This is a genomic window from Anaerotignum faecicola (assembly GCA_024460105.1).
Lineage (GTDB): Bacteria > Bacillota > Clostridia > Lachnospirales > Anaerotignaceae > JANFXS01.
The window spans coordinates 573,426-597,884 of the sequence record JANFXS010000001.1 but is presented as its reverse complement, the minus strand read 5'-3'; the positions used below and the strand labels follow the sequence as shown (position 1 = coordinate 597,884).

The following is a 24,459-nucleotide window of genomic DNA, read 5'->3' as shown; positions in this document are numbered from 1 at the left end:
ATATGAAGTTGCCAGAATTTTGCAGAATGGGAGATATTTATGGAAAAAAGGAACAAAATAACCGTTATCGGGCATAAGAACCCGGACACCGACTCTATATGTTCGGCTATCGCTTACGCGGCGCTTAAAAATAAGATTTCGCCGGAAAATATATACACGGCGGCAAGGTGCGGAGAAATAAGCAAGGAAACCTCTTTTGTGCTTAAAACTTTCGGCCTTGCGGAACCGCGGTATATAGCCGACGTAAGAAGCCAGGTAAGCGACATTGAAATAAAAAAAGTAGACGGCGTAAGCGGCGATATTTCGCTTAAAGAGGCTTATAACATAATGAAAAAGCAAAACGCCGTGACCCTTGCCGTGACAAATGCCGACGGCGGGATCGACGGCCTTATAACTATAGGCGATATTGCCGCAAGCGATATGGACGTGTATGACAACAGGATTGTGTCAAAGGCAAACACTTCGTATAAAAATATTGTTGAAACGCTGGACGGGCGTATACTTTGCGGCGATATTAACGGGTATTTCAGCCGCGGCAGGGTCTCGATAGCGGCAAACACGCCTGAAATGATGGGAGAATTTATAGGCGAACACGATCTTGTTATAATAGGCAACAGGTTTGAAAGCCAGTTCGTAGCAATTGAGCTTGGGGTAAGCTGCATAGTCCTCTGCACTGACAATACGGTAAAGGAATCTGTTTTAAAGCTTGCAAAGGAAAAGGGCACTGTAATAATCTCGTCGCCTTACGACACATATACGGTTGCAAGGCTTTTAAATAAAAGCATGCCGATTAAATATTTTATGACTTCTGACAATCTGCTTGTTTTTAACATAGACGATTATACAAACGACGTTAAGGACGTTATGGCAAAAAACCGCCACAGATATTTCCCTGTAATAGACGAACAGGGGAAATACATAGGCCAGATTTCTAAAAGAAGCTTTCTCGATATGGACAAAAAGAAGGTTATACTTGTGGATCATAACGAGAAAAATCAGGCTGTTGACGGCATAGAGTTTGCGGAAATACAGGAGATAATAGATCATCACCGTCTCGGCAGCCTCGAAACTATGAACCCCGTGTATTTCAGGAACCAACCGTTAGGCTGTACGGCAACTATAGTGTACCTTATGTACGGCGAAAATAATGTGGAAATACCGAAAGAAATAGCGGGCGCGCTTTGCGGCGCAATACTTTCCGATACGCTTATGTTCAGATCGCCTACATGCACTCCCGCCGACAGGGCCGCGGCTGAAGCCTTAGCTCCTATTGCCGGCATAGATATACAGGAGTTTGCCGAAAGCATGTTTTCGGCAGGAAGCGATTTTGATTCAAGGACGGAGGATGAAATATTCCATCAGGACTATAAGGAGTTTAACGCTTCAGGGATTTCATTCGGCGTAGGACAGATAACGAGCATGAACAGCGGGGATCTCGCAAGCCTTAAAAGCCGCCTTTCCGTATATATGGACGGCCTTATTGAAAACGGCGGAGTGGATATGCTAATATTTATGCTTACGAATATAATCGACGAATCGTCCATACTTCTGTTTAAAGGCGCTAAAGCGAAAGAGTTTATAGAAACGGCGTTCGGCGAAGCGGACGACGACGGCAGTATATTTGTCGAGGGCATGGTTTCAAGGAAGAAACAGCTTATACCGAGCGTTATATCTGCAATACAGCAGCAGTAATAAAATTATCGGATGCGCAAGAGATAATTAAAAACGGGCTTTATGCTTAATTTTCCCGCATATTATTTTTTATGCGGCGCGGATGTTAAATTTAAGTTTGGGGAAGAATAATAACGCTTCTGCAGGCGGAATTTTTGCATGCCGCGTTTTTGGGCGGCGCGCCGTTGAGGCGTATACTGCCATAATGCATGGCTTAGGCGGCATATGGGATAAAGGATAAGCCGAAGCCGTTTTGTCTAAATTAAGGCGGTTATGGAAAACTGTTTGAACGGTTTTCTGAAGGAAATAAAAACACGTTGAAAGACGGAAAACGGAAAGGACAATAAGTGATAAGAATAAGAAATGAAGAAGGGAAAGATTACGGAAAAGTAGAAGAAATTATAAGGGAAGCTTTTTATAATTTATATGTTCCGGGATGCTACGAGCATTATCTTGCCCATGTTATGCGCGGACATGACGATTTTTTGGCGGAACTTGATTTTGTAATCTAACTTGACGGAGAAATTATAGGAAATATTATGTATACGAAGTCAAAACTTGTCGACGATGACAGGAATGAAAAAACTGTTTTGACATTCGGCCCGGTATGTATACTGCCGAAATACCAGAGAAAGGGATACGGCAAAACGCTTATAGCCCATTCGTTTGAAAAAGCAAGGGAAATGGGATATGACGCCGTCGTAATATTCGGAAGCCCAAGCAACTATGTAGGCCTCGGTTTTAAGAGCTGCAAAAAATATAATGTAGGCGTCGACGGAGGGAAGTATCCGGCGGCAATGCTTGTTAAGGAACTTGCGGACAATGTTTTTGACGGCAGGAAATGGAACTATATAGGCAGTCCGGCAATGGATATAGACGAAAAAGAGGCGGAGCGTTTTGACGATGGCCTTAAGAAAATGGAAAAGAAATTTCAGCCTAGCCAGGAAGAATTTTATATACTCAGCAGCTCGTTTGTCCAGTAATTAATTAAGAATATAAAAACGCGGCCGTATGTTTAAGCGGCCGCGTTTTTAACTGTAACGGTATTTCGCAGATATTGTTGACGGAACCGGAGAACACATGACGGTAATGCCCGCAGACGAAGTGTTTTTAAGCGCGCTGATATGGACAAAATTCCGCGGCGGCGTCTGAAAATCTGTTTTTTATAAATTGCCTTTATGTATTCGGAGTATGCCTTTAGAACGGCTGACTGTCTGCAATGCGTATTTCTTTTTTCAAATAAACCATGTCTCTAAGCCGCACCCAGTTTTCAAAAATAGGATGGACATGGCGTTTGGTGAAAATTATAATAATTGCCTTTATGTACTCAGAGCATGCCCTTTGGGTGGCTAACTGTTGGCAGAGCATATTTCTTTTTTCAAATAAACCATGTCTTTAAGTTGCACCCCGTTTTCAAAAATAGGGCGGTCATAGTTTTGGGTGAAAAAATCTTTGACAATATGGCTCCTTTTAAATCCGCACTTTTCATAAAAGGGTATTGTAAGCGGGCTGTCGCCCGTGCCAACATACAGTTCGCGGCAATCCCTGTAATACGTGGGTATATAATTTATAATTTTTTCGGCATATCCCTGTCTTTGGAACTGTGGGTATACGGCGATATTTTTTATCTCGTATACGCCGTCGCCTTCACATGTTACAATACATTCGCCTTTTATCCCGTCGTCGTCAAGGATGAACATATCGCCTTTTTCCATATATTTTCTTAACATGCTTTCCTGTTCGTCGGCGGACAGAAGAAGCTCCAAAAATATTTCCCTCCTGCCGTCAAACCTGTATATTTCCATATGCATACCTCCCCGGGTATTTACGGATATTTTACCACAATAAAGACTTATAGCGCAAATTGTATCAATACAATTTTAATTTAATATTCCGAAGCAGTGGAATACCGATGTTTGAGGTGGTATTATTTTCCCAAATAAAAGCGGGAAGGAATGATAGGATGAAAAATTTTACGGTGAACGACATAACAAAAATTTCAATTATGGCCGCGCTTATTTTTATAGCAACTTACTTTATAAAAATACCTTCAATAAACGGCTATTCGCATCTCGGCGACAGCATGATACTTATAAGTGTGCTGATGCTGGGCGGAAGGAAGGGAGCCTTTGCCTCGGCAGTGGGGGCTTCCTTTGCGGATATAATAGGGGGGTATATGCAGTGGGCCGTACCCACGTTTTTTATAAAATTTATGCTTGCTCTTATAATGGGGGCGTTTATATCAAAGATTATGCCGAAGGCAAAATTAAACTGGCTTGTCGGAGCCGTTTGCGGCGGGATTTTCCAGATATTTGCATATACGGCCGTAAAAATACTTTATTACGGCTTTGCACAGGCAATGGTTATGACTCCAGGCCTTCTTGTACAGACTTCCGCAAGCATAATCATAACGGCCGTGTTTGTAGGGGCGCTTAAATCAAGCGGATTTTTCAATAAGTTCGCTTGCAGTACGGCGCGGAGAAAACAATAAGGGGGATTTTATATGAAAAAGATTGACGCACACGCCCATATCGGAAATTTCGGCGGCTGGGCAAACGTCGGTATAGACGCTGAAAGGCTGGTTGGGCAGATGGAGGAATTCGAGATTGAAAAAGCGGTTCTCTGCGCGTCCGGGCCCTCAAAGAACGAGGATGTTCTTGAGGCCGTTAAAAAATACGGAGAAAAATTTTTGCCTTTGGTATACCTTAACCCGAACGAGGGAGAGAAATGTATTGAAGAAGGGGAAAAATACCTGGGCGGTTATGGATTTAAGGGCATAAAGCTCAACCCGCTTTCATGCGCGTACGTTGCGGACAGCGAAGCATGCGATCCTGTTATGCGTCTTGCGGAAAAGTACGGCGCGCCTGTTTTTATACACAGCGGGCATCCGCCTTATTCTCTGCCGTGGAGCATAGCCCTCCTTGCGGAACGACATCCGTCGGTTAAAACGGTTATGATACATATGGGGCACGGCCATGGGGTGTATATCGACGCGGCGCTGAAAATGGCAAGGCGGTATAAAAATATATATCTTGAAATGAGCGGCATGCCTATGGGCAGTAAAATAAAGGAGGCGTATGAAACCGTCGGCCGGGACAGAATAATGTTCGGCACGGACGCCCCTTTTCACCACCCCTCTGTCGAAATACAGAAAGTTTTGACATGCGGGCTTGAAGAAAAAGGCCTTAAAGACGTTTTTTATAATAACGCCGCCGGGCTTTTGGGGCTGTAAATTATACGGATATTAAGGGCGCATGCGCATAATGGGGCGTGCGCCCCGTTTTTTGTGGCATTTTGTTATTGATTAGACATTAAACATTATGTATAATACAAAATAGGTAACTTTGTATATATTAACCAAAGCGGGAGGTTCTTCTATGAAAGGCATTATAACTGTGTTAGGCAAAGATAAAGTCGGAATTATCGCTAAAGTATGCGTCTATCTTTCGGATAAAGGAATAAATATACTTGATATTTCCCAGACAATAGTACAGGGGTTTTTTAATATGATGATGATTGTCGACATGAATAACTCGACGGATTCCTTTGAGAACGTATATAAGGGGCTTGAAGATTTAGGCAAAAATATCGGCGTAGAGATTAAGCTCCAGCGCGAAGATATTTTTGACAGCATGCACAGGATATAAAATACGGTTGTTAAAATATATGCGTCCCATAGTCAGCCTATGAGGAAACCGTAAAAAATGCATAAGTTTTGCTGCCGTTTAAAACCGGCTTGTATTTTCGGGAGGATAAAACATGATTTCTAAGCGCGAAATTATTGAAACTAATAAAATGATACAGGAAGCCAAGCTTGACGTGCGCACAATAACAATGGGCATAAGCCTTCTCGACTGCGCCGACAGCGATTTGGATAAATTTAACCAAAAAATATACGATAAAATAACCTCAAAAGCAAAGGATCTTGTAAAGACCGGGGAAGAATTGGAAAAGGAATTCGGCATACCTATTGTAAACAAACGCATTTCCATAACGCCGATTGCTATTGCGGCCGCGGGATGCAATGCGGAAAGCTATGTTTCCGTTGCGAAAACCCTCGACAGGGCGGCAAAGGACGTAGGCGTGAATTTTATAGGCGGATTTTCGGCCCTTGTGCATAAAGGATGCACAAAAAGCGACGAAATACTTATAAATTCCATACCGCAGGCGCTTGCGGAAACGGACGTGGTGTGTTCTTCCGTAAACATCGGAACGTCCCGCAACGGCCTTGATATGGACGCCGTTAAACGCATGGGTGAAATTATTGTCGAAACCGCCGAGCTTTCAAAGGACAACAACTGTCTTGGATGCGCCAAGCTTGTTGTTTTCTGCAACGCCGTTGAAGACAACCCGTTTATGGCCGGGGCTTTCCACGGCGTGGGCGAAAAAGACTGCGTTATCAACGTAGGCGTAAGCGGCCCGGGGGTTGTAAAGAAAGCGCTTGAGGAATGTAAAGGCGCCGATTTTGAAACCCTTTGCGAAACAATTAAGAAAACGGCCTTTAAAATTACGAGGGTAGGCCAGCTTGTAGCCCAGGAAGCTTCCAAAAGGCTCAAAGTCCCTTTCGGAATTATAGATTTATCCCTTGCCCCTACGCCTGCAATAGGCGACAGTATCGCCGAGATATTCCAGCAGATGGGGCTTCAGGAGGCCGGCGCACCAGGAACGACGGCGGCGCTTGCGCTCCTTAACGACAATGTAAAAAAAGGCGGCGTTATGGCAAGCAGTTATGTAGGCGGGCTCAGCGGCGCGTTTATACCGGTAAGCGAGGACAACGGCATGATTGAGGCGGCAAGGCTGGGGGCGCTTACTCTTGAGAAGCTTGAAGCCATGACATGCGTCTGCTCCGTAGGGCTTGACATGATTGCCATACCGGGGGATACGCCTGCCACTACAATCTCCGGCATAATTGCCGATGAAGCCGCAATCGGCATGGTAAACAACAAAACGACGGCTGTAAGGATAATACCCGTTATAGGCAAAGGCGTGGGCGAAACGGTAGAATTCGGCGGCCTTCTCGGATATGCGCCTATAATGCCGGTTAATAAGTTCAGCTGCGCCGATTTTATAAACAGGGGCGGAAGAGTTCCGGCGCCTATACACAGTTTTAAAAATTAATTGTAAACTGTTTCAGAACAGAATCGGGAAACGCCCTGTGCTTTTGTTTTGGAAATTTTGTTTCGCCGCAGGGTATTTCCCTGCGGCATTTTAGAATATTTGGGAATACGGCGGATAATATATTAATAAATAAAGGAGGTCCAATATGAAAATGCTTGCAAACATACAACCGGCGGAGGTTTTTGAAATATTTGAGGAAATAAGCCGAATACCGCGCGGCAGCGGAAATGAAGAAGCGGTCAGCAATTTTTTGGCAAATGCAGGAAAATGCATGGGTTACAACGTATATCAGGACGAGGCCTTTAATGTGGTTATTAAAAAGCCGGCGTCGGAAGGTTATGAAGATTCCCCGGCCGTTATCCTTCAAGGGCATATGGATATGGTATGCGAAAAAAATAAAGGGACCGAACATGATTTTTTAAAAGATCCTATTATGGCCTATGCCGAAGGCGGCTATGTAAAAGCGGAAGGAACGACTCTCGGCGCGGATAACGGAATAGCGGTTGCCTATATGCTTGCACTTCTTAAAGATAAAACTCTTAATCATCCGCCGTTGGAAATGGTGTTTACATCCGACGAAGAGGCGGGGATGAACGGGGCCCGGGCGTTGGACTGTTCGGTTTTGGAAGGAAGGCGGCTTATAAATCTTGACAGCGAAGAGGAAGGGCATATACTTACATGCTGCGCGGGAGGCCTCAGGGCGTCGATTACAATACCCGTATCATGGGAAAGGCCGAAAAGCGGCCAAAAAGCGGCCAAAATATCCATAAAAGGCTTAGCGGGCGGCCATTCCGGGGCCGATATACATCTCCAGAGGGCAAATGCCAATAAGCTTATGGGAAGGCTTGTAAAATTTCTCAGGCAGAACATGGAAATATGGTTTGCGGAGATCGAAGGAGGGAATATGGACAACGCGATTCCGCGCGAAAGTTGGGCGACGGCGGTTGTAAACGAAACCGATACGGGAATTTTGAAAGGCCTGTGCGAAGCTTTTGAAAAAATGTGTATAAACGAATACAGGAATACGGAAAAAAATATATCTGTTGAACTTATGCTTGAGGCCGATATGCCCAAAAATGTTTTCTCTTATGTTACCGCTCAAAAAGCCGAGGCGGCTTTAATGCTTACGCCTTATGGGGTTAAGACGATGAGTACGGATATACCGGGCCTTGTGGAAAGCTCAAACAATCTGGGCATTGTGCGCACTTGCGACGACGGATTTAAGCTTACATGCGCCGTAAGGAGTTCCGTCGGAACGAGGAAGTCCCTTATTTGCGGGGAACTGGAAGAAATAGCGGCGCTTACAGGCGGAAAATTTGAAACTCACGGCGAATATCCGGCATGGGAATATAATCCAAAAAGCGATTTAAGGGACGTTATGGTTTCCGTATATAAGGAAATGTTTGGCAAAGACGCAAAAATAGACGCTATACACGCCGGCCTTGAGTGCGGCCTTCTGGGACAAAAAATCGAGGGAATAGACATGGTTTCAATAGGCCCCGATATGGAAAACGTGCATACGCCCAACGAAAAGCTTTCGATTGAATCTGTGGAAAGGACATGGCGGTATATTAAAAAAGTGCTGGAGAACTTGAAATAGAGAGGTGTTAAATGAAACTTCCCTGGGACAGGAATTATCTTAAAATATCTTTTCATGTTGTAATAACGGTTATAGCCGTATTTGCGGCAGTAATGCTTATGCTGCGTCTGCGCACGATAACAGGCGCGGTAGCAAACGCGCTGGGGTATATTGCCGATATATTTTCGCCGCTTATAATAGCGGTTGTAACGGCGTTTTTGTTCGACCCTTTGGTTATATTTTACCAAAAGCGTTTCGGCAAAAAACAGCCGAACAAGGAATTTAAAACGCGCAAAATAGGCACGATACTTGCCTATATAACGGTTTTCGGCATACTTGGCGCCGTAATAACTATGTCTGTTAAAAGCCTTGGCGCAACGGATATAGGGGAATTCAGCACCGCCCTTAACGGCTATATAGAAGAAATAAGCCAAACTCTTTTTTCGATACAGGACCATTTGAGCGAAATGGGCGTATTGGGCAGTATAAATAATTTTATAAATACGCTGATTGTTAACGTGACCCGCGGGGCAAAGGTTATGGTTATAGGCTTTGCGTCGTCTGTTTCTTCAATAGGAGGAATAACCGTAAACCTTGTCATAGGCCTTGTCATAGCGTTTTATTTTCTTATGGAAAAGGATTGGATGCTTTACAGAGTGAAGGATACGGCAATGGTTTTTATGCCCGAAAAGATACGGGAACCGGTCGGAAATTTCTTTTCGGACGTCAACAGGGTTTTTAAAGGCTATGTTGCCGGGCAGGTTACGGACGCGCTTATTATGGCTTTTTTGATAATAATTTCATTCAAGGCCGCCGGCATCAAATATGCCGTTATAATCGGGCTTATATCGGGCTTTTCAAACCTTATACCGTATGTGGGGGCTATCGTCGCCTTCATTCTTTCCGTGGCGGTGGGGCTTTTAAGCGGCACGCCCGCAAAGGCCGTATACGCCGCCGTAATCGTGATTGTGCTCCAACAGGTAGACAGTATGATAATCGTGCCTAAAGTGGTTGGCAAAAGCGTACAGCTTCACCCAGTGCTTGTTATACTGTCCTTAAGCGTTTTCGGCGGGATTTTCGGCATATGGGGAATGGTTGTGGCCGTGCCCGTAGCCTCGCTTATTAAAATAAATGTCGACAGGTGCTATGAAAAGAGGAAAATAGCGGAAAAGCAGTAAAAAGCTGAAAAGGGTAGAAAAGCGGACGTATATGTTGTAAAATATTAATGCAGGACATTTGGCGGGACAGCGGCCTGTTTCGGCCGTTTAAGCTCCGCCGCATAAAAATTTTAAAGTATAACTATTTAAGGTGGAAAATGGATAACAGATTTATAAGAACGCAGATGCTTGTCGGCGGAAACGGCATGAAAAAGCTTGCGGAAAGCCGCGTTATAGTTTTCGGAATCGGCGGCGTCGGGGGATATGTATGCGAGGCGCTTGCAAGGGGCGGCGTTGGAAACATTGTGCTTGTAGATAACGACGTCATAAGCCTTTCAAATTTGAACAGGCAGATAATAGCCACTGAAGAAACTGTGGGCATGCTGAAAACCGAGGCTATGGGAAAACGCATAAAATCAATAAATCCGGAATGCCGCGTTGAAATACATAATGTATTTTACCTTCCGGGCGAAGAGGGGATAGTAACGGGAGATGCCGATTATGTAGTGGACGCCATAGATACCGTAAGCGGCAAAATCCAAATTGTGCTCGACGCACAGGCGTTGGGAGTGCCGGTTATAAGTTCTATGGGCACGGGCAATAAGCTTTTCCCGCAGATGCTTGAAATAAGCGATATATATAAAACGTCGGTATGCCCTCTTGCAAAGGTAATGCGGCGGGAACTTAAAGCCCGCGGCGTAAAAAGACTTAAAGTGGTATATTCAAAGGAAAAGCCGGTTAAGCCGGCTTTAAGCACGGGAGAACTTTCGGAATACGGGGAAAAATCAAATAAACGCGTAACGCCCGGAAGCGTTTCATTTGTCCCTCCCGCCGCGGGGCTTTTGATTGCGGGAGAAGTAATAAGGAATATATTGGAGGGAATATAGATGGCGGAAAAAGGATATGTTACGGAGATTAAAGGCAATTTAGCCGTTATAAAAATGAAAAGGACGGAAGCGTGCGCAAAATGCAGGGCGTGCATAGCGGGGATGACTGAAAAGGAAATGATAATGGAAGCCGAAAACAACTGCGGCGCCGAAGTGGGCGACTGGGTGGAGCTTGAGGTTTCGGAAAGCGGATTTTTCTTTGCCGTGGGCATTATGTACGGCATACCGCTTGCGGCATTTTTATGCGGTATATTTCTTGGATATTTTGCGGTTTTTCCAACGTTACTGCCAAATATGGACAAGGAAATTGGAAGCTTTCTGTTGGGCGTACTTTTAACGGTTTTGGCCTACGGTTGGATCAGGAGCCAGGAAAAAAGGTGGGAAGCAAAAAAAATACGTCCGGTAGCTACAAGGATAACGACGCCTGAGCCTGATACAATGTAAACTGATTTTTGAAACGCATCAAGAGGGCCGCTTGGAAAGTACAGGCGGGCCTATGTACAGGCGCGCTTATTTTACAGGTTGGAATCCCGCTCCAAAGAAAATGTGGTTTTTAAGGAAAAGGCTGTAAAAAGCGCCGCGTGGTTTTTCTGCAAAAGCCGGATTTCCCGGCAACTTTTTTTATAATTTGTACACGCTTTACACCTCTGAGGATTATTATAAATCGGAGGTGTTTTTTATGTATGAAAAAGCGTTGGAATATTACGATTCGGGAGAGGGATGCTCAAGGAGCATATTGCTGGCGGCGAGGGATGTGTACGGAATTGTGTCTGACGACGTTATAAAAAGCGCCGGGGCCATTACAAGAGGTTTCGGAATAGGGGGTTTTTGCAGCGCCCTTATAGCCGGGATAATGGTGATAGGCATTTTATATGACGGCGAAGAAGCGAACATGAAACGCTTTTTGCTTATGGACAGTTTTAAGTCGCGCTTTTGTTCCGTAAACTGCGGATGTATTATGCGCGGCAGGAGCGAATGTTCTCAGGTGCTGGAGTTTATTTGCAATAGCCTTGATGAAATAATAAAAGAGAAGTTATCGGAATAACTAATTTGGTTGACGAATTAGGAATAGGTGAGTATACTGTGAATTAAATCAGTAACAAATATCAGCATTTTTAACAGAAGGGATGATTTCACATGGCATATGTATTTACACCGGACTTGGAAACAAAAAACGCTTTAATAGACAGCGAGCATAAACAGCTTATAAAAGCTATAAACGATCTTCTTGAAGCATGCTCCAAAGGGCAGGGGAGGGCGCAGGTTGCCCAAACGGCAAAATTTGTTTACGATTACACGTCGAAACACTTTGCTGATGAAGAGAGGCTTCAGCTCCAGTATAAATATCCGGACTACCCAAATCATAAACGCTATCATGAAGCGTTTAAAAAGTCGATTTTGGATATAATGAAAAAACTCGATCAGCAGGGGGCGACCGTGGCAATGGTAAGCGAGATTAATCTTACGCTTGCCGGATGGCTTACAAACCATATCAAACGTGAGGATAAAAAGCTTGCGGCTTTTATACGCGGTGAAAAGTGATTAATATAAGTTACGGCGGCATGGCCTTGATGATACAGCGTTCGCTCAACAAGGTGGATAAAAGGCTTTTAGATCATGGCCTTAAAGTTGCCTTTATTATGGACGCCATGCTTAGGGAAATGCCGATGGGAATGGGGTTTGATAAAGACAGCGTTCTGCTTATATCAATGCTTCATGATATAGGGGCATACCGTACGGATGAGATAGACCGCCTGGTCGGCTTTGAAACCGATAATGTCTGGGAACATTCCATATATGGGTACCTTTTTTTAAGGGAACTGTCGCCGGCTGGCGATTTGGCGCGTATTGTGCTTTACCATCATATGGATTATAAAGATTTTGGGGATAAGCGCGGCGATGTTGAAAAGTGCGCTCAGTTTCTGCATGTAGCCGACAGGGCGGATATACTGGTTACATATTCCGAAAGATGGAATAGTACGGAGCTTGAAAATTATTTTAAATCCCGCCGCGGCGCAAATTTTTCGCCGGAAGCGGTAGAAGCCTTTTTAAAAGCCGAAAAAGCCGGCTCGGTTATCGAAAGGATAAAAGCCGGCATAGAAGTCGGCGACGTGTTTAAAAAAAGCGGATATCTAGACAATCAAAGTATAAAATATCTGGAAACGCTTATTTATTCCATAGATTTCAGAAGCCGTCACACAGTTATACATACGGTTGCCGCGATGCATATAAGCCGCCTTATTGCGGAGCTTTACGGCATGGACGAAAATGAGGCTGAAAACGTATACTATGGAACTATGCTTCATGATATAGGGAAAATAGGCATACCGGCCGACATACTTGAAAAGCCGGGGCGTTTGACTGATGAAGAAATGGAAATAATGAAAACCCATGTTGCAATGACCGAGGAAATACTTGACGGATGCGCCGGGCAGGAAATTGTTAATATTGCTTCAAGGCACCATGAAAAGCTTGGCGGGAACGGGTATCATAAAGGCCTTTGCGCCGGGGAGCTTTCAAAGTGCGAAAGGATTGCGGCTGTAAGCGACGTAATAAGCGCGCTTTGCGGAGTAAGAAGCTATAAGGCGGCTTTCCCGAAAGAGAAGGTTTTTGAAGTCCTAAGCGAAATGTGCGGCAAAGGGCTATTGGATAAGGATATAGTCGAAATTGCCCTTAATAATTTCGATTATATAACCGATGAAGCCGGAAAATACAGCAAACCCGTTATAGACGCATACGAAAAAATAAACGGGGAATATGCCGAACTGCTGAAAAAATTCAGCAGGGCAAGCCGTTGACGGACTTCAATATGTATTGGAGAATTTTGTCCGCATAAATATGCGAAATAATTTAAGCGTCATAATGGATGATGTTGATTAAAACGGATATTTTATGGAGTACGCCGTGCCGCTTGAACTTTCGTAGTTATTTCATAAGCGCGGTACGGGCCGCGGCGGAGCCTAAAAATATTCAGCGGCGTCGGCATGGTTTAAGCGGCGTGCAAAAAAGGAAAAAGCCGTGTTCCCGGGGCGCCGGCCTTTTTGGGAATAAGGCTTTTTTATTTTATATTAAGGCATAAAGATTTTTATACGGACTGCGCTCATGCGCCGTATAAGAAATTCCCTGCACTTTCCGCGGAGGTTCTTATGCGGGGAATTTCTGAATACGTTAAATGGCCTTGGCTTTTTCAAGACAGTCGTCAACCGCCGAAAGTATTACGGAACTGCTTACGCTGTCGCCTTCAGCCTGCTCGGTGCTTTGGTTTTTAACAATCCTTTCGCTTACAAGTTCGGCTGTTTCGTCGATATGCGGGTAAAAAACGGGTACGGTTTCGCTGTTATGTATAAGCTCCACGGATTTGATTTTTGATTTGCTCACTTCAACGGCAACCGTTACGCTTCCGTTTTCAAGGGCTATGTCAGTGGTGTAGATACCCGGCACATAAGCCGATTCGCTTCCCGCCGCCCTGCCAATGGCGAAATAGATAACGGCAAGTATAATTATTACCCCCAAAACGGCAAATACTGATGTTTTCAAAAGCTCTTTAAATTTAATAACCATAAATTTATTGCCCGGCATAATAATCCCCCTAAAAGATAATCTGTTATATTTTATTTTTGAAGGAGGTCAATTATGCCTTAATTAATTTGCCTTTAGTTTTTTGGGGTATATTTTCGGATTGGAAACGCCATGCCGGGGAATAAAAGGACATACGGAAATAAAAATACCGGCGTATGCCGCAGTTATATACGACAGGAGGAATTTAAATGGCGCTGAACTTTGTAGCTGGGCGTTCGGGAAGCGGCAAAACCGAATACTGCCTTAAATCCATAGCAAAAAAGCACAAAGAAAACTATAACGGCCTAAGTATACTTATAGTTCCGGATCAGTTTTCTTTCCAAGCCGAAAAGGATCTGATTGCCGCCATGGGAAACAAAGTTATAATGCGGGCGAAAGTTTTAAGTTTCACGCGCCTTGCGCATACGGTTTTTTCTAAAACGGGATGCGGAAAAACAATTCCTTTAACTGATGTTTCAAAGGCCGTGGCGCTAAGGAAAATAATGATTGATAATGCGGAAAAGCTTCTGTATTATAAAAAATCGGCCGATAAGAAGGGATTTTCCGAACAGCTTTCAAGTATTATAACAGAATTTTTCAGATATACCGTTCCGCCGCAAAAGCTGCTTGACGCATGCGAAGGCGGGGGCGAGGCGCTTGGCCTTAAAATAAAAGACCTTGCTCTTATATACGGCGAGTATATAAATTTTATAAACGAAGGGTATCTCAGCAGTGAGGAAACGCTTGATATACTTTACGGCGCAATAGACGGGTATAGGGCTCTGGAGGGAGCCGAGATATGGATTGACGGTTTTGACGGTTTTACTCCGCAGGAGTATAAGATAATAGGAAAGCTTTTAAAAATTTCCGGGAATGTGACGGTTGTGCTTACAATGGACAGGCAGGCCGCGGCTTCAGACAGGCTCGTGCCGTCGGACCTGTTTTTCGGCCCCAAAGAAACGTATTTAAAGCTGTGCCGTATAGCTTCCGACGCCGGCGTGGAAATAAAGGCTCCCGTGTTCATGGATACGGCGGTAAGGTACAAATCCGCGGGGATAGCGAACTTTGAAAAAAATTACGGGCGCACGTTTTTTAAAAGCGGCATGGGGCATGAAGGGATAGCCGTATATTACTCCGCTAATATTTATGACGAAATAGAAGCCGCCGCCGTAAAAATACTGCATCTTGTGCGGGATGAAAACTACCGTTTCAGGGATATAGCGTTAATGGCGGGATCGGCGGAAAGCTATGAAGGAGTTATAAAAAAGGTTTTGGCTGAAAACGGAATACCGTATTTTATCGATGTAAAACGGGATATTTCAGCGCATCCGCTTGTGCTTCTTGTTAAGGGCATAATGGAGGTTTTTATTTATAATTTTTCGTTTGAAAGCGTATTCGGCCTGCTTAAAACGGGACTTACACAGATAAACCGCTGCGACATAGAAACTCTCGAAAATTACTGCCTTGCCCATGGCATAAAAGGTTATAAATGGGACATGGAAAGCTGGAGTTTTGGGCTTGAAGGCGAAGAACACATTGACGAATACATAAAAATTAATTCAGTCAAAAATACGTTTATGTCATATTTTGTGCCGCTGAGGGTTTTTAAAAATATGAAAAAGCCATACAGCGCCAAAAGCATAACGTCAGCAGTTTTTAAAACCATTGAAAATATGGGAATAACGGATCGTCTTGATTTTTTTGCCGAATACCAAACCGGCATAGGCATATATACGGGGGCGGCTGAAAATCGCCGTATATGGGATATTATAATGGAAATATTTGATTCCGTTTCAAATATGCTCGGGGATACGGAAATTACGTTCAGGGAATATTATTCGCTTTTGGACAGCGGAATTTCCGTCAGCCGCCTGGGACTTATACCGCCGACTATAGACAATATAACTGTCGGCACTCTTGAGAGAACGAGGCTTCCGGACGTCAAAGCCCTTTTTGTCGTCGGAGCCAACGACGGCGTTATACCGTCGGCGGGAGCGCCGGAGGGAATACTTAAAGACGACGAAAGGAACCTGCTTGAAAAAAACGGCGTAACTCTTGCCCCTGACGGCGTAAGGACGGCTTTTGAAGAACAGTTCCTCATATATAAGGCTTTAACAAAACCGTCGGAAAAACTTTTCATTTCGTTCCCTACGGGAAGCCTTGACGGCAAAACGCTTGCTATGTCGCCTGTTGTAAGCGGAATGCTGAAAATGTTTCCGGGCATGGCAATGGAGTGTTACGATCCTGAAAAAACGGATATATTTATTTCGCCTCCGGCAGTTTTCAGGCGTATCGGCACAAAGCTTAAATGCGGGAGATGGCAGGAGGCGTTTTCCTACTTTGAAAAAAATGCGGAATGGGAAAAACGCGCCGCACTTATAAAAAAGGGGCTTTCCGAAAAAGGGCCCGAGCCTTCGCTAAGCCATGAAAGCTGCACGGCGCTTTTCGGAGGGGATATATATTCCAGCGTTTCAAGGCTTGAAAGGTTTGCGGCATGCCCGTACGCTTATTTTATGGCATATACTGTTAAGGCAAAGGAAAGACATGTTTTCAGGCTTAATACTCCGGATCTCGGACTGCTTTTCCATGGCGTTCTGGAGGATTTTTCATATCTTATGCAGGAAAAAGGGGAAACGTGGAAAACCATATCGTTCGACGATATAACGGAATTAACTAATACAGCCGTAGACAGGCAGGCGCCGAATATAGGCAATGAAATACTCTTTTCAAATAACGGCCTCAGATATCTTATAAAGCGCCTAAAGCGTATATCCGTCAGGGCTGTATCGACTATAGCGGAACATATAAAAAGCGGGGATTTTGAGCCTTACGGTTATGAGGTAAGCTTTGGCGACGGCAAAAAACTGCCGCCTGTCATAATAGATCTTGAGGACGGCAAGAAGCTTATATTAACAGGGAAAATAGACAGGGTAGACATATTAAGTTCGGACGGGACTACATACGTTAAAGTAATAGATTATAAATCCGGCAAAAAGTCTTTCAGCCTTCAGGAGCTTTATTACGGCATACAGCTACAGCTTTTAATTTATATGGATGAATTCCTAAAAAACGGAAAAGAAATTTTCGGCGGCGAAATAATACCGGGAGGGGCCTTTTATTTTAAAATAGACGATCCGATGCTCTCGGCCGACTCAAAGCTTACGGCAGAACAGATAGAAGAACAGATATTGAAAAAGCTTTCGATGAGCGGACTTGTTCTTGACGACGATAAGGTTATCGCCGCCATGGACAGAAATATTGACGGAACGTCAAGCATAATACCGGTGGGATACAGGAAAACAGACGGGAACTACACAGCCGCGTCGATGGTTGCGAGCCGCCGTACGTTTGAAAAGCTCTGCGGCTATACAATAAAAACAGCGGCACAAATAGGCGCCGGTATTAAAAAAGGCATAATAATGCCGTCGCCATATAAAAATAAACAGACAACTCCATGTGTTTACTGCATTTATAAAAGCGTTTGCGGATTTGACGAAAATGAGAAGTGGTTTAAACGCAGGAAGCTTAAAGAGCTTAGTAAAGACGATGTGTTTAAGCTTGTGGAAGAAGGCGCGGAAACGGAGTAACAACGGATTGCCCTAATGCTTACAGGCTCTTTAATATGGGATTATGCCGAGTTAAAGCAAGACGTTATGAATTTTGGAAAAAGCGGGAAACGCCGTTATCAAAAGCAGTAAGCTTTTAATAACGGCGTTTTTTGTATGTATGGAATTTACGGTATGCATTTTGCGCCTTACAGGAAAGAGATTTAACGGCATTTTGCCTTCAAAATTAACGGTAAGAGCATTTAGCCGTCTGAAAAACGGGACAAATTAGGCGTAAGGGCAGACGGTTACTGCAATGATGCGGAAAAAGCCTGAAAGAGCCTGAAATACCATTGACGTATAATCCGAAATTTATTTACGGTATGCAAAGCGTAGTTGAAATAACTCATACAATTTATGGTTTTATCCGTACAATTACCGCAGGAGTTGGAAAAAGCCTGAAAGAGCCTGAATATTGTTGACATACAACCTGACGACTATTGCCGACATAAAGGGAGTGATTAAAATAGCTCAATTTATAAGTCCGCGAGTACAATTATTGCATGCGTATGGAAAAGCCCGAAAGAGAGTGAATATCGTTGTATTATTGCGGATTTACAGGAGTTGGCAAGCAAGCTACGATAATTTTAAAATGAAAGACGTTATTTGCCGCAGAAAAAATCCGCCTTTGGACGGACGGTTTTCCGTCTGCCGAAAAGCGGATATGAAAAGCAAATATCAAATCGGATTACGGCGGATTAAGCCCTTCCCAAATATTCGCCTGTCCTTGTGTCTATTTTGATTTTTTCGCCCTGGTTGATGAAAAGCGGAACATAAACAGTTGCGCCCGTTTCAACAACGGCTGGTTTTGTTGCGCCCTGAGCCGTATTTCCGGCAAATCCAGGCTCTGTTTCGGTTATTACAAGTTCAACAAAAAGCGGAGGCTCAATGCCGAAAACCTGTCCTTCATATGAAAGTATTTTAACCATATCGTTTTCTTTAACGAATTTAAGGGTATCGCCAATATCGCTTTCGTTAACGGCAATCTGTTCGTAGTTTTCGGTGTTCATGAAATGGTATAAAGAACCGTCGTTGTAGAGGTACTGCATGTCCTGCCTGTCGATGTGCGCCCTTGGCATTTTTTCCGTCGGCCTGAATGTCCTTTCAACAACGCTGCCCGTTTTAAGGTTTTTAATTTTTGTACGCACGAAAGCGGCTCCCTTGCCCGGTTTTACATGCTGGAATTCAAGTATAACAAAGATATCGCCTTCATATTCAATGGTAACGCCGTTTCTAAATTCGCCTGCTGAAATCATTTATAAATCCTCCTCAAAAAACAAATATCTCGTAATAGTTTAAATTAAAAATCCTTTTATTACAATAGTTTTTGTTAAAAAAGTGCCTTATTTTTAATTTTTTTCGTTTTCAAAGCGCGTATTAAGGGCGTTAAGGGCCATTATATAACCGTATTCGCCAAACCCGCATATCTGCCCTATGCATGCTGGGGCCGTAACTGACTTGCGGCGGAATTCATCGCGCTTATGTATATTTGAAAGATGGACTTCCACTGCTGGCATGTTAACGCCGGCTATTGCGTCGTGAAGCGCATAGCTGTAATGCGTAAAGGCCCCGGGATTTATTATGACGCCGTCGAAACCCAGCATGTGACATTCCTGAAGCTTGTCTATTATCGCCCCTTCATAATTGCTTTGGAAAACTTCGGCGCATATGCCGAGAGTTTCCGCTTCCGACAGTATATTTTTATTGATGTCGTCAAGGGTTCTGCCGCCGTATATATCCGGCTCCCTTATGCCTGTAAAATTAAGGTTGGGGCCGTGTATTACAATGACCTTTTTCAAATTTTTCAACCTCCCTTATAATTGTGCCGACAATATCGTTTACTGTTTTGAAAGACACGTTAACTGTTATATCGGCCGCCTCTTCATACATTTGCCGCCTTGATTCCAACAGTATTTTTATTTTTTTGTATTTGCCTCCTCCGGATAAAAGCGGCCTTGTATTATCTTTTGCCAAATTCCTGTAAATATGCTTGGGACGGGCTTTTAAATATACTATAACGCCGCCGTTTTTTAAAGTTTCCGTATTTTTGGGGTTTTTGATTATGCCGCCGCCTGTGGCTATAACTTTGCCTCCGCTTTTGCAAAGGGATCTGCATGCGTTTTCCTCAAGCGTCCTGAAATGGCTTTCTCCTTTTAAAGCGAATATTCGGCTTATGGGAATTCCTTCGGTTTTTTCAATATATATGTCGGTGTCCGTAAATTCAAGGCCGAGGCGGCGGCAGAGTTTTTTGCCTATTGTCGATTTCCCGCAGCCCATAAAACCGATTAAAACGATGTTTGTATTCATGGCCGTCCACCTTTTTCTATATAATGCGAAACGAGTATGCGGCGTATTTCCAAGGCTTTTTCAACGGGGATCGAAATTTCGTTCCATATTTCAAACGATGCTAAACCTTGATATACAAGCATATCGAACCCGTTGACGCACTTAACTCCTTTTTTTCTTGCGTCGAGCAGGAATTTCGTTTCCCATGGGGTGTATATTATATCGACGGCAAATTCCGCGTTTTCAAATATTATGTCGTTTTCAACAGGCGAAACCGGCCTTCCATCGCCCATGCCCACTGACGTGGCCTGTATTATAATGTCGGGCCTTCCTGCTTTTTCAATATGGCCGAGGGGTATGGCTTCAATATCGGCGCCGTAATATTTCCGGACTGTGTCTTTAAGTTTTTCGGCATTTTCGACAGTGCGGTTTGCAATATATATTTTTTTTGCCCCTTTTTCGGCCGCAAGGGTAACGGCGGCGTTTGCCGCGCCTCCCGCGCCTATAACGGCGGCCGTTTTCCCGCGTATGCTTACGCCGGCTGTTTCAAAACATTTAAAAAGGCCGAGTATGTCTGTATTATAGCCCTTATATCCGTTTTCAGTCAGCTTTAATGTATTTACCGCGCCTATTTTTTCGGCAAGGCCGTCTAAATCGGATAAGCATTGCATAACTTCCTTTTTGTGCGGCACGGTTACATTCATGCCTTTTATGCCGAGGGCAAACGCCCCGTTGACGGCTTGGCTTACCATGCCGCTTTCAACCTTAAACGGCACGTAAATTGAATTTATACCCAAAATGCCGGCAACTGTGTTTTGAAGCGTCGGAGAAAAACTGTGGCTTATGGGGTTGCCTATAATGCCGTAAACATAGCTTTTGCCGTTAACGCTTGAGTTTACCATTTTTTATCCTTCTTTCGTATATTTTTAATACCATGCGTTCGGCCCCGCGTTTAACTTTCGTTACAAACTGGTCGCGCGGGCACATCGGCTTTGTGAGCACGGCCAGTACGCCCGCGTTATGCGCGCAGTATACGTCGGTGAATACCTGATCCCCTACAAGGGCTGTTTCTTTAAGGGTAACGCCCATATCGAACACAGCGCCTTTAAGCTTTTTAACGCCGGGCTTTCCCGCTTTATAAACGGCTGAAGCGCCTATTTTTTCGTTGAACTTTTCAACCCTTTTTTTGCTGTTGTTTGAAAGGAAACACAGCCTGAACCCGTCTTTTTTAAGTTTTTCCAAAAATTTAAGAATGTCGTCGTCCGCCTCGGCCTGATCGAAGGGGGCTACGGTATTGTCAATATCGAAAACCAAGGCGCGTATACCCATTTTTTTAAATTTGTCGGTCGGAAGGAGGAATATGTTTTCTATGTATATATCCGGAAAAAGTTTCTCAATCATTTAAAATTCCTTTCTTTTAAGCATGCGGCGGCTTTAATCTTTCGCAGTGAGTATGGCCGGCCGCATATTTCCGTATAGTTTATGAAGGGTATCGGAATGATATTTTTTATTATACCATAACAATGGCGGCATGAAAATAACATAATCGTCCGGCATCATGGCGTTTCAAATAATTGTACAAAAGATTATTTTTGTGGTATACTGTCGTGAGTAAATCGGAAAAGCGGTGTTAGAAATGATATCATATATAACGGGTTCTTTGGAATATATAGGAAACGGCGATATTATAGTCGAAACGGGCGGGATCGGATACCGCGTTTATATTTCGTCGTCGGTTATGGCAAAGCTTCCGCGCCTTAGGGAGCGGGTAAAGGTTTATACGTACATGAGCGTCAAAGAGGATGGAATTTCGCTTTTTGGCTTTAATAAAATGGAGGAATTGGAACTTTTCAACAAACTTATAACGGTTAACGGAGTAGGCCCCAAAGCCGCAATCAGCCTCATGGGGGCGCTGAGCTACGGGGATATTATAATGGCGGTCGTTTCGGAGGACGCGGCCGCCCTCTCAAAGGCTCCGGGCCTTGGTAAAAAAACGGCGCAGAAAATAATACTCGAATTAAAAGACAAATTCAAAAACGAAGATTTCCTTCAAAGCATAGACAGCCAGGTGACGGTGGAGGAAATCGAGGGAGTTATCGGCGTAGGCGGCAAATCGGAGGCCATCGAGGCCCTTATGGCGCTGGGGTATACGAAAAGCGAAGCGGCGAGGGCCGTGGGGGCGGTATATAATGAAAATATGGACACGCAGGAGCTTCTCAAAGCCGCGCTTAAACAGATAGTTAAAATATAATATGGCAAGGGGGCGATTGAAATAGGCGAACGTATTATAGCGACGGGTTTTAAGGACGAAGATTTTGAGCTGGAGCCGAAGCTGCGGCCTAAAAACCTAGAAAATTATATAGGGCAGGACAGCGTTAAAAATAATTTGAAAGTTTTTATCAAAGCCGCGCTCCAAAGGAAGGAAGCCTTAGATCACGTCCTGCTTTACGGCCCTCCGGGGCTGGGAAAAACAACCCTTTCAAATATAATAGCGGAAGAAATGGGCGTCAACATAAAAACAACTTCCGGCCCGGCTATAGAACGCCCGGGCGATATGGCGGCGATACTTAACAGCCTTGAAGAAGGTGATATACTTTTTGTGGACGAAATACACAGGCTTAACCGTATGATAGAGGAAATACTATATCCTGCCATGGAGGATTTTGTTATCGACATCGTAATCGGAAAGGGCGCGGGAGCGCGCAGCGTAAGGCTTGATCTTCCGAAATTTACGCTTATAGGGGCAACTACAAGAATAGGGCTTCTTACGGCGCCATTGAGGGACAGGTTCGGGGTTATACAGCGCCTTGAGCCTTATAACGTGAACGACCTTAAAACTATTATAAAGCGTTCGGCAGGAGTGCTTGATGTGGGAATAGACGACGGGGGGGCCGAAGAAATAGCCCGCCGTTCGAGGGGCACGCCGAGGATAGCCAACAGGCTTTTAAAGCGGGTAAGGGATTTTGCGCAGGTGAAATATAACGGCGAGGTAACGCTTGAAGTTGCAAAGCATGCGCTCGATATGCTAGATATTGACAAGGCGGGCCTTGATACTACTGACAGAAAGATGCTTTTGGCAATGATAGAGAAATTCGGCGGCAGGCCTGTGGGCGTTGAAACGCTGGCCGCATATATAGGCGAGGAGGCCGAAACGATAGAAGACGTTTACGAGCCGTATCTTATACAGCTCGGATATATACAAAGGACTCCCCGCGGCAGGGTTTTAACGCGGCTTTGCTACAACCATTTCGGCATTGCCTGTCCGGATAATATATAAAGGAGGTTTTGACATGGAATATATGCTTTATGAAAAAAAAGAACATGTGGCGTGGATAACGATTAACCGCCCGGAAACAATGAACGCGATTTCATCGGCCGTATGCGACGAGATCTTGGAAGCCCTTGATAAGGCGGAAAAGGATAAGGACGTATTGTGCGCCGTGCTTACGGGAGCCGGGGAAAAAGCCTTCAGCGCCGGCGGCGATATAAAGGAAGAGCTGAAGACGACGTCCGAAATGGCAAGGGTATTTTGTGAAAAAGGGCATGATGTCTGCCGCCGGCTTCAAGGGCTGCGCGTGCCTGCGATAGCCGCCGTAAACGGATACGCGCTGGGCGGAGGAATGGAGTTTGCCATGGCGTGCGATTTTATTGTTGCGGCGGATACGGCAAAATTCGGGCTTCCGGCCGTTAATCTCGGCATAATTTCCGGTTTCGGCGGAACTCAGAACCTTGTGAGGATAGTTGGGCGACAAAGGGCGAAAGAAATTATGTATACGGGGCGCATGATAAAAGCGGATGAGGCAAAGGAGCTTGGCATTGTGCAGACTGTCGTTGAAAAAAGCGCGCTTATTGACGAGGTAGGCAAAGTTGCGGCGCAGATAGTTTCAAAACCTCCTTTTGCAGTAAGGACAATTAAGGAAGCGGTTACAAACGGCGTTGAAATTCCGCTTGAAAAGGCGTATATGCTTGAAACGGATTATGCCGCGGCATGCTATGACACCGAGGATAAATACGAAGCTATGACGGCGTTTATCGAAAAACGCGCGCCCGGGGAATTTATAAACAGATAGGAAAATACAGGGCGGTTGGAAAAATTTATACAGGATTGTGTGCGGCGGTTTTTTGAGCTTTTAACTTTACAGAGTAAGCGGATATTTCGTATCATATTACCGTATACGGTTAAAAATGCCGGTAAAAGCCTTTAATGAAGGGTATGACGGCGCGGGATTTTCGCCTTCGGTATATAAAGCATAGTGAATAAAAACGAATTGTTTTTCGGAATTGAAAATATAAAAGGTACAACTGAAAATAAAATTTCCTGGGAATGTAATGCATAAATAACGTTTTAACAGTCAATGACATTAATATGGCCGGCGGTTCATTTATGGAAAAATGGCACAGGACGGAAGGACAACGGACGTCCAACGGGAGAGAACCGAAATTGGAGCGACCATAGATAACTTGGGCGTTCCATTCTCTTTATCCGCCGTCTGCTGTAATAGCGCTTATTAACTGGCCGTCGTTGGCTGGGGCGCCTTACGGACGTCGTGCGCCATTTGGAGTGGGGAAAGGTTCCGCCGTTGGTTATCCCTTGCCCG

General features: G+C 44.4%; 23 protein-coding genes and 1 pseudogene. 17 read left to right on the top strand and 7 right to left on the bottom strand.

Annotation, left to right across the window (positions count from 1 at the left end; genetic code table 11):
* The first annotated feature begins 39 nt into the window (after window positions 1-39).
* Window positions 40-1,692: a putative manganese-dependent inorganic diphosphatase gene (locus NE664_02595; GenBank protein MCQ4725552.1), complete on the top strand. Its 1,653-nt coding sequence runs from the start codon at window positions 40-42 to the stop codon at window positions 1,690-1,692.
* A gap of 326 nt (window positions 1,693-2,018) precedes the next feature.
* Window positions 2,019-2,654 (top strand): annotated as a pseudogene (locus tag NE664_02590) (N-acetyltransferase).
* A 366-nt stretch (window positions 2,655-3,020) separates the two neighbouring features.
* On the opposite strand, the gene NE664_02585 reads toward NE664_02590, so the two are convergent.
* Window positions 3,021-3,476, bottom strand: a complete 456-nt coding sequence (locus NE664_02585; GenBank protein ID MCQ4725551.1) for a GNAT family N-acetyltransferase — start codon at window positions 3,474-3,476, stop codon at window positions 3,021-3,023.
* A 158-nt stretch (window positions 3,477-3,634) separates the two neighbouring features.
* On the opposite strand from NE664_02585, the gene NE664_02580 reads away from it, so the two are divergent.
* From NE664_02580 to NE664_02530, 11 genes are all read left to right on the top strand, one after another.
* Entirely contained in the window at window positions 3,635-4,162 is a 528-nt protein-coding gene (locus NE664_02580; protein ID MCQ4725550.1) for an ECF transporter S component, read from the top strand.
* A gap of 12 nt (window positions 4,163-4,174) precedes the next feature.
* Entirely contained in the window at window positions 4,175-4,903 is a 729-nt protein-coding gene (locus NE664_02575; GenBank protein MCQ4725549.1) for an amidohydrolase family protein, read from the top strand.
* A 145-nt stretch (window positions 4,904-5,048) separates the two neighbouring features.
* Window positions 5,049-5,318 carry an ACT domain-containing protein gene (locus NE664_02570; protein ID MCQ4725548.1) on the top strand — a complete coding sequence of 90 codons (270 nt, stop codon included), beginning with the start codon at window positions 5,049-5,051 and terminating at the stop codon, window positions 5,316-5,318.
* 112 nt (window positions 5,319-5,430) lie between these two features.
* Window positions 5,431-6,789 (top strand): PFL family protein, encoded by a 1,359-nt coding sequence (locus tag NE664_02565; GenBank protein MCQ4725547.1) that lies wholly within the window; start codon window positions 5,431-5,433, stop codon window positions 6,787-6,789.
* Between the two features lie 145 nt (window positions 6,790-6,934).
* Window positions 6,935-8,389: an aminoacyl-histidine dipeptidase gene (locus tag NE664_02560; protein MCQ4725546.1), complete on the top strand. Its 1,455-nt coding sequence runs from the start codon at window positions 6,935-6,937 to the stop codon at window positions 8,387-8,389.
* An 11-nt stretch (window positions 8,390-8,400) separates the two neighbouring features.
* Window positions 8,401-9,546: an AI-2E family transporter gene (locus NE664_02555; GenBank protein ID MCQ4725545.1), complete on the top strand. Its 1,146-nt coding sequence runs from the start codon at window positions 8,401-8,403 to the stop codon at window positions 9,544-9,546.
* 137 nt (window positions 9,547-9,683) lie between these two features.
* Window positions 9,684-10,412 carry a tRNA threonylcarbamoyladenosine dehydratase gene (locus tag NE664_02550; protein ID MCQ4725544.1) on the top strand — a complete coding sequence of 243 codons (729 nt, stop codon included), beginning with the start codon at window positions 9,684-9,686 and terminating at the stop codon, window positions 10,410-10,412.
* Window positions 10,413-10,856 carry a SoxR reducing system RseC family protein gene (locus NE664_02545; protein ID MCQ4725543.1) on the top strand — a complete coding sequence of 148 codons (444 nt, stop codon included), beginning with the start codon at window positions 10,413-10,415 and terminating at the stop codon, window positions 10,854-10,856.
* A gap of 235 nt (window positions 10,857-11,091) precedes the next feature.
* Window positions 11,092-11,457 carry a C-GCAxxG-C-C family protein gene (locus tag NE664_02540; protein MCQ4725542.1) on the top strand — a complete coding sequence of 122 codons (366 nt, stop codon included), beginning with the start codon at window positions 11,092-11,094 and terminating at the stop codon, window positions 11,455-11,457.
* Window positions 11,458-11,549: 92 nt separating this feature from the next.
* Entirely contained in the window at window positions 11,550-11,954 is a 405-nt protein-coding gene (locus NE664_02535) for a bacteriohemerythrin (GenBank protein MCQ4725541.1), read from the top strand.
* A complete protein-coding gene (locus NE664_02530) occupies window positions 11,951-13,210 on the top strand; it encodes an HD domain-containing protein (protein MCQ4725540.1) in 1,260 nt (419 codons plus the stop codon). Before NE664_02535 ends, NE664_02530 begins: the two co-directional genes overlap by 4 nt.
* A 370-nt stretch (window positions 13,211-13,580) precedes the next feature.
* On the opposite strand, the gene NE664_02525 is transcribed toward NE664_02530, so the two are convergent.
* Entirely contained in the window at window positions 13,581-13,991 is a 411-nt protein-coding gene (locus NE664_02525) for a hypothetical protein (GenBank protein ID MCQ4725539.1), read from the bottom strand.
* A 188-nt stretch (window positions 13,992-14,179) separates the two neighbouring features.
* On the opposite strand from NE664_02525, the gene addB reads away from it, so the two are divergent.
* Complete coding sequence (gene addB / locus NE664_02520; GenBank protein MCQ4725538.1) at window positions 14,180-17,557, top strand: helicase-exonuclease AddAB subunit AddB; 3,378 nt, start codon at window positions 14,180-14,182, stop codon at window positions 17,555-17,557.
* A 716-nt stretch (window positions 17,558-18,273) separates the two neighbouring features.
* On the opposite strand, the gene efp is transcribed toward addB, so the two are convergent.
* The 5 genes from efp to NE664_02495 all read right to left on the bottom strand — a co-directional run bounded on the left by efp (window position 18,274) and on the right by NE664_02495 (window position 21,262).
* Window positions 18,274-18,831, bottom strand: coding sequence for an elongation factor P (efp, locus tag NE664_02515; GenBank protein ID MCQ4725537.1), 558 nt, complete (start codon window positions 18,829-18,831; stop codon window positions 18,274-18,276).
* 93 nt (window positions 18,832-18,924) lie between these two features.
* Window positions 18,925-19,374, bottom strand: coding sequence for a type II 3-dehydroquinate dehydratase (aroQ, locus tag NE664_02510; protein MCQ4725536.1), 450 nt, complete (start codon window positions 19,372-19,374; stop codon window positions 18,925-18,927).
* Window positions 19,337-19,882 (bottom strand): shikimate kinase, encoded by a 546-nt coding sequence (locus tag NE664_02505; GenBank protein MCQ4725535.1) that lies wholly within the window; start codon window positions 19,880-19,882, stop codon window positions 19,337-19,339. Before NE664_02505 ends, aroQ begins: the two co-directional genes overlap by 38 nt.
* Window positions 19,879-20,763, bottom strand: coding sequence for a shikimate dehydrogenase (gene aroE, locus NE664_02500; GenBank protein ID MCQ4725534.1), 885 nt, complete (start codon window positions 20,761-20,763; stop codon window positions 19,879-19,881). Before aroE ends, NE664_02505 begins: the two co-directional genes overlap by 4 nt.
* A complete protein-coding gene (locus tag NE664_02495; GenBank protein ID MCQ4725533.1) occupies window positions 20,744-21,262 on the bottom strand; it encodes a YqeG family HAD IIIA-type phosphatase in 519 nt (172 codons plus the stop codon). Before NE664_02495 ends, aroE begins: the two co-directional genes overlap by 20 nt.
* Window positions 21,263-21,497: 235 nt before the next feature.
* On the opposite strand from NE664_02495, the gene ruvA reads away from it, so the two are divergent.
* The 3 genes from ruvA to NE664_02480 are packed head-to-tail and all read left to right on the top strand — an operon-like array spanning window position 21,498 to window position 23,931.
* Window positions 21,498-22,112, top strand: a complete 615-nt coding sequence (gene ruvA / locus NE664_02490; protein MCQ4725532.1) for a Holliday junction branch migration protein RuvA — start codon at window positions 21,498-21,500, stop codon at window positions 22,110-22,112.
* A 21-nt stretch (window positions 22,113-22,133) separates the two neighbouring features.
* Window positions 22,134-23,138 (top strand): Holliday junction branch migration DNA helicase RuvB, encoded by a 1,005-nt coding sequence (ruvB, locus tag NE664_02485; protein ID MCQ4725531.1) that lies wholly within the window; start codon window positions 22,134-22,136, stop codon window positions 23,136-23,138.
* A gap of 13 nt (window positions 23,139-23,151) precedes the next feature.
* Entirely contained in the window at window positions 23,152-23,931 is a 780-nt protein-coding gene (locus NE664_02480) for an enoyl-CoA hydratase-related protein (GenBank protein MCQ4725530.1), read from the top strand.
* Window positions 23,932-24,459 lie beyond the last annotated feature (528 nt).

Bases quoted from the DNA above. Each gene is read 5' to 3' on its own strand.
- NE664_02595 (MCQ4725552.1), top strand. From the start codon at position 40: ATGGAAAAAAGGAACAAAATAACCGTTATCGGGCATAAGAACCCGGAC.
- NE664_02585 (MCQ4725551.1), bottom strand. From the start codon at position 3,476: ATGGAAATATACAGGTTTGACGGCAGGAGGGAAATATTTTTGGAGCTT.
- NE664_02580 (MCQ4725550.1), top strand. From the start codon at position 3,635: ATGAAAAATTTTACGGTGAACGACATAACAAAAATTTCAATTATGGCC.
- NE664_02575 (MCQ4725549.1), top strand. From the start codon at position 4,175: ATGAAAAAGATTGACGCACACGCCCATATCGGAAATTTCGGCGGCTGG.
- NE664_02570 (MCQ4725548.1), top strand. From the start codon at position 5,049: ATGAAAGGCATTATAACTGTGTTAGGCAAAGATAAAGTCGGAATTATC.
- NE664_02565 (MCQ4725547.1), top strand. From the start codon at position 5,431: ATGATTTCTAAGCGCGAAATTATTGAAACTAATAAAATGATACAGGAA.
- NE664_02560 (MCQ4725546.1), top strand. From the start codon at position 6,935: ATGAAAATGCTTGCAAACATACAACCGGCGGAGGTTTTTGAAATATTT.
- NE664_02555 (MCQ4725545.1), top strand. From the start codon at position 8,401: ATGAAACTTCCCTGGGACAGGAATTATCTTAAAATATCTTTTCATGTT.
- NE664_02550 (MCQ4725544.1), top strand. From the start codon at position 9,684: ATGGATAACAGATTTATAAGAACGCAGATGCTTGTCGGCGGAAACGGC.
- NE664_02545 (MCQ4725543.1), top strand. From the start codon at position 10,413: ATGGCGGAAAAAGGATATGTTACGGAGATTAAAGGCAATTTAGCCGTT.
- NE664_02540 (MCQ4725542.1), top strand. From the start codon at position 11,092: ATGTATGAAAAAGCGTTGGAATATTACGATTCGGGAGAGGGATGCTCA.
- NE664_02535 (MCQ4725541.1), top strand. From the start codon at position 11,550: ATGGCATATGTATTTACACCGGACTTGGAAACAAAAAACGCTTTAATA.
- NE664_02525 (MCQ4725539.1), bottom strand. From the start codon at position 13,991: ATGCCGGGCAATAAATTTATGGTTATTAAATTTAAAGAGCTTTTGAAA.
- addB (MCQ4725538.1), top strand. From the start codon at position 14,180: ATGGCGCTGAACTTTGTAGCTGGGCGTTCGGGAAGCGGCAAAACCGAA.
- efp (MCQ4725537.1), bottom strand. From the start codon at position 18,831: ATGATTTCAGCAGGCGAATTTAGAAACGGCGTTACCATTGAATATGAA.
- NE664_02505 (MCQ4725535.1), bottom strand. From the start codon at position 19,882: ATGAATACAAACATCGTTTTAATCGGTTTTATGGGCTGCGGGAAATCG.
- aroE (MCQ4725534.1), bottom strand. From the start codon at position 20,763: ATGGTAAACTCAAGCGTTAACGGCAAAAGCTATGTTTACGGCATTATA.
- NE664_02495 (MCQ4725533.1), bottom strand. From the start codon at position 21,262: ATGATTGAGAAACTTTTTCCGGATATATACATAGAAAACATATTCCTC.
- ruvA (MCQ4725532.1), top strand. From the start codon at position 21,498: ATGATATCATATATAACGGGTTCTTTGGAATATATAGGAAACGGCGAT.
- NE664_02480 (MCQ4725530.1), top strand. From the start codon at position 23,152: ATGGAATATATGCTTTATGAAAAAAAAGAACATGTGGCGTGGATAACG.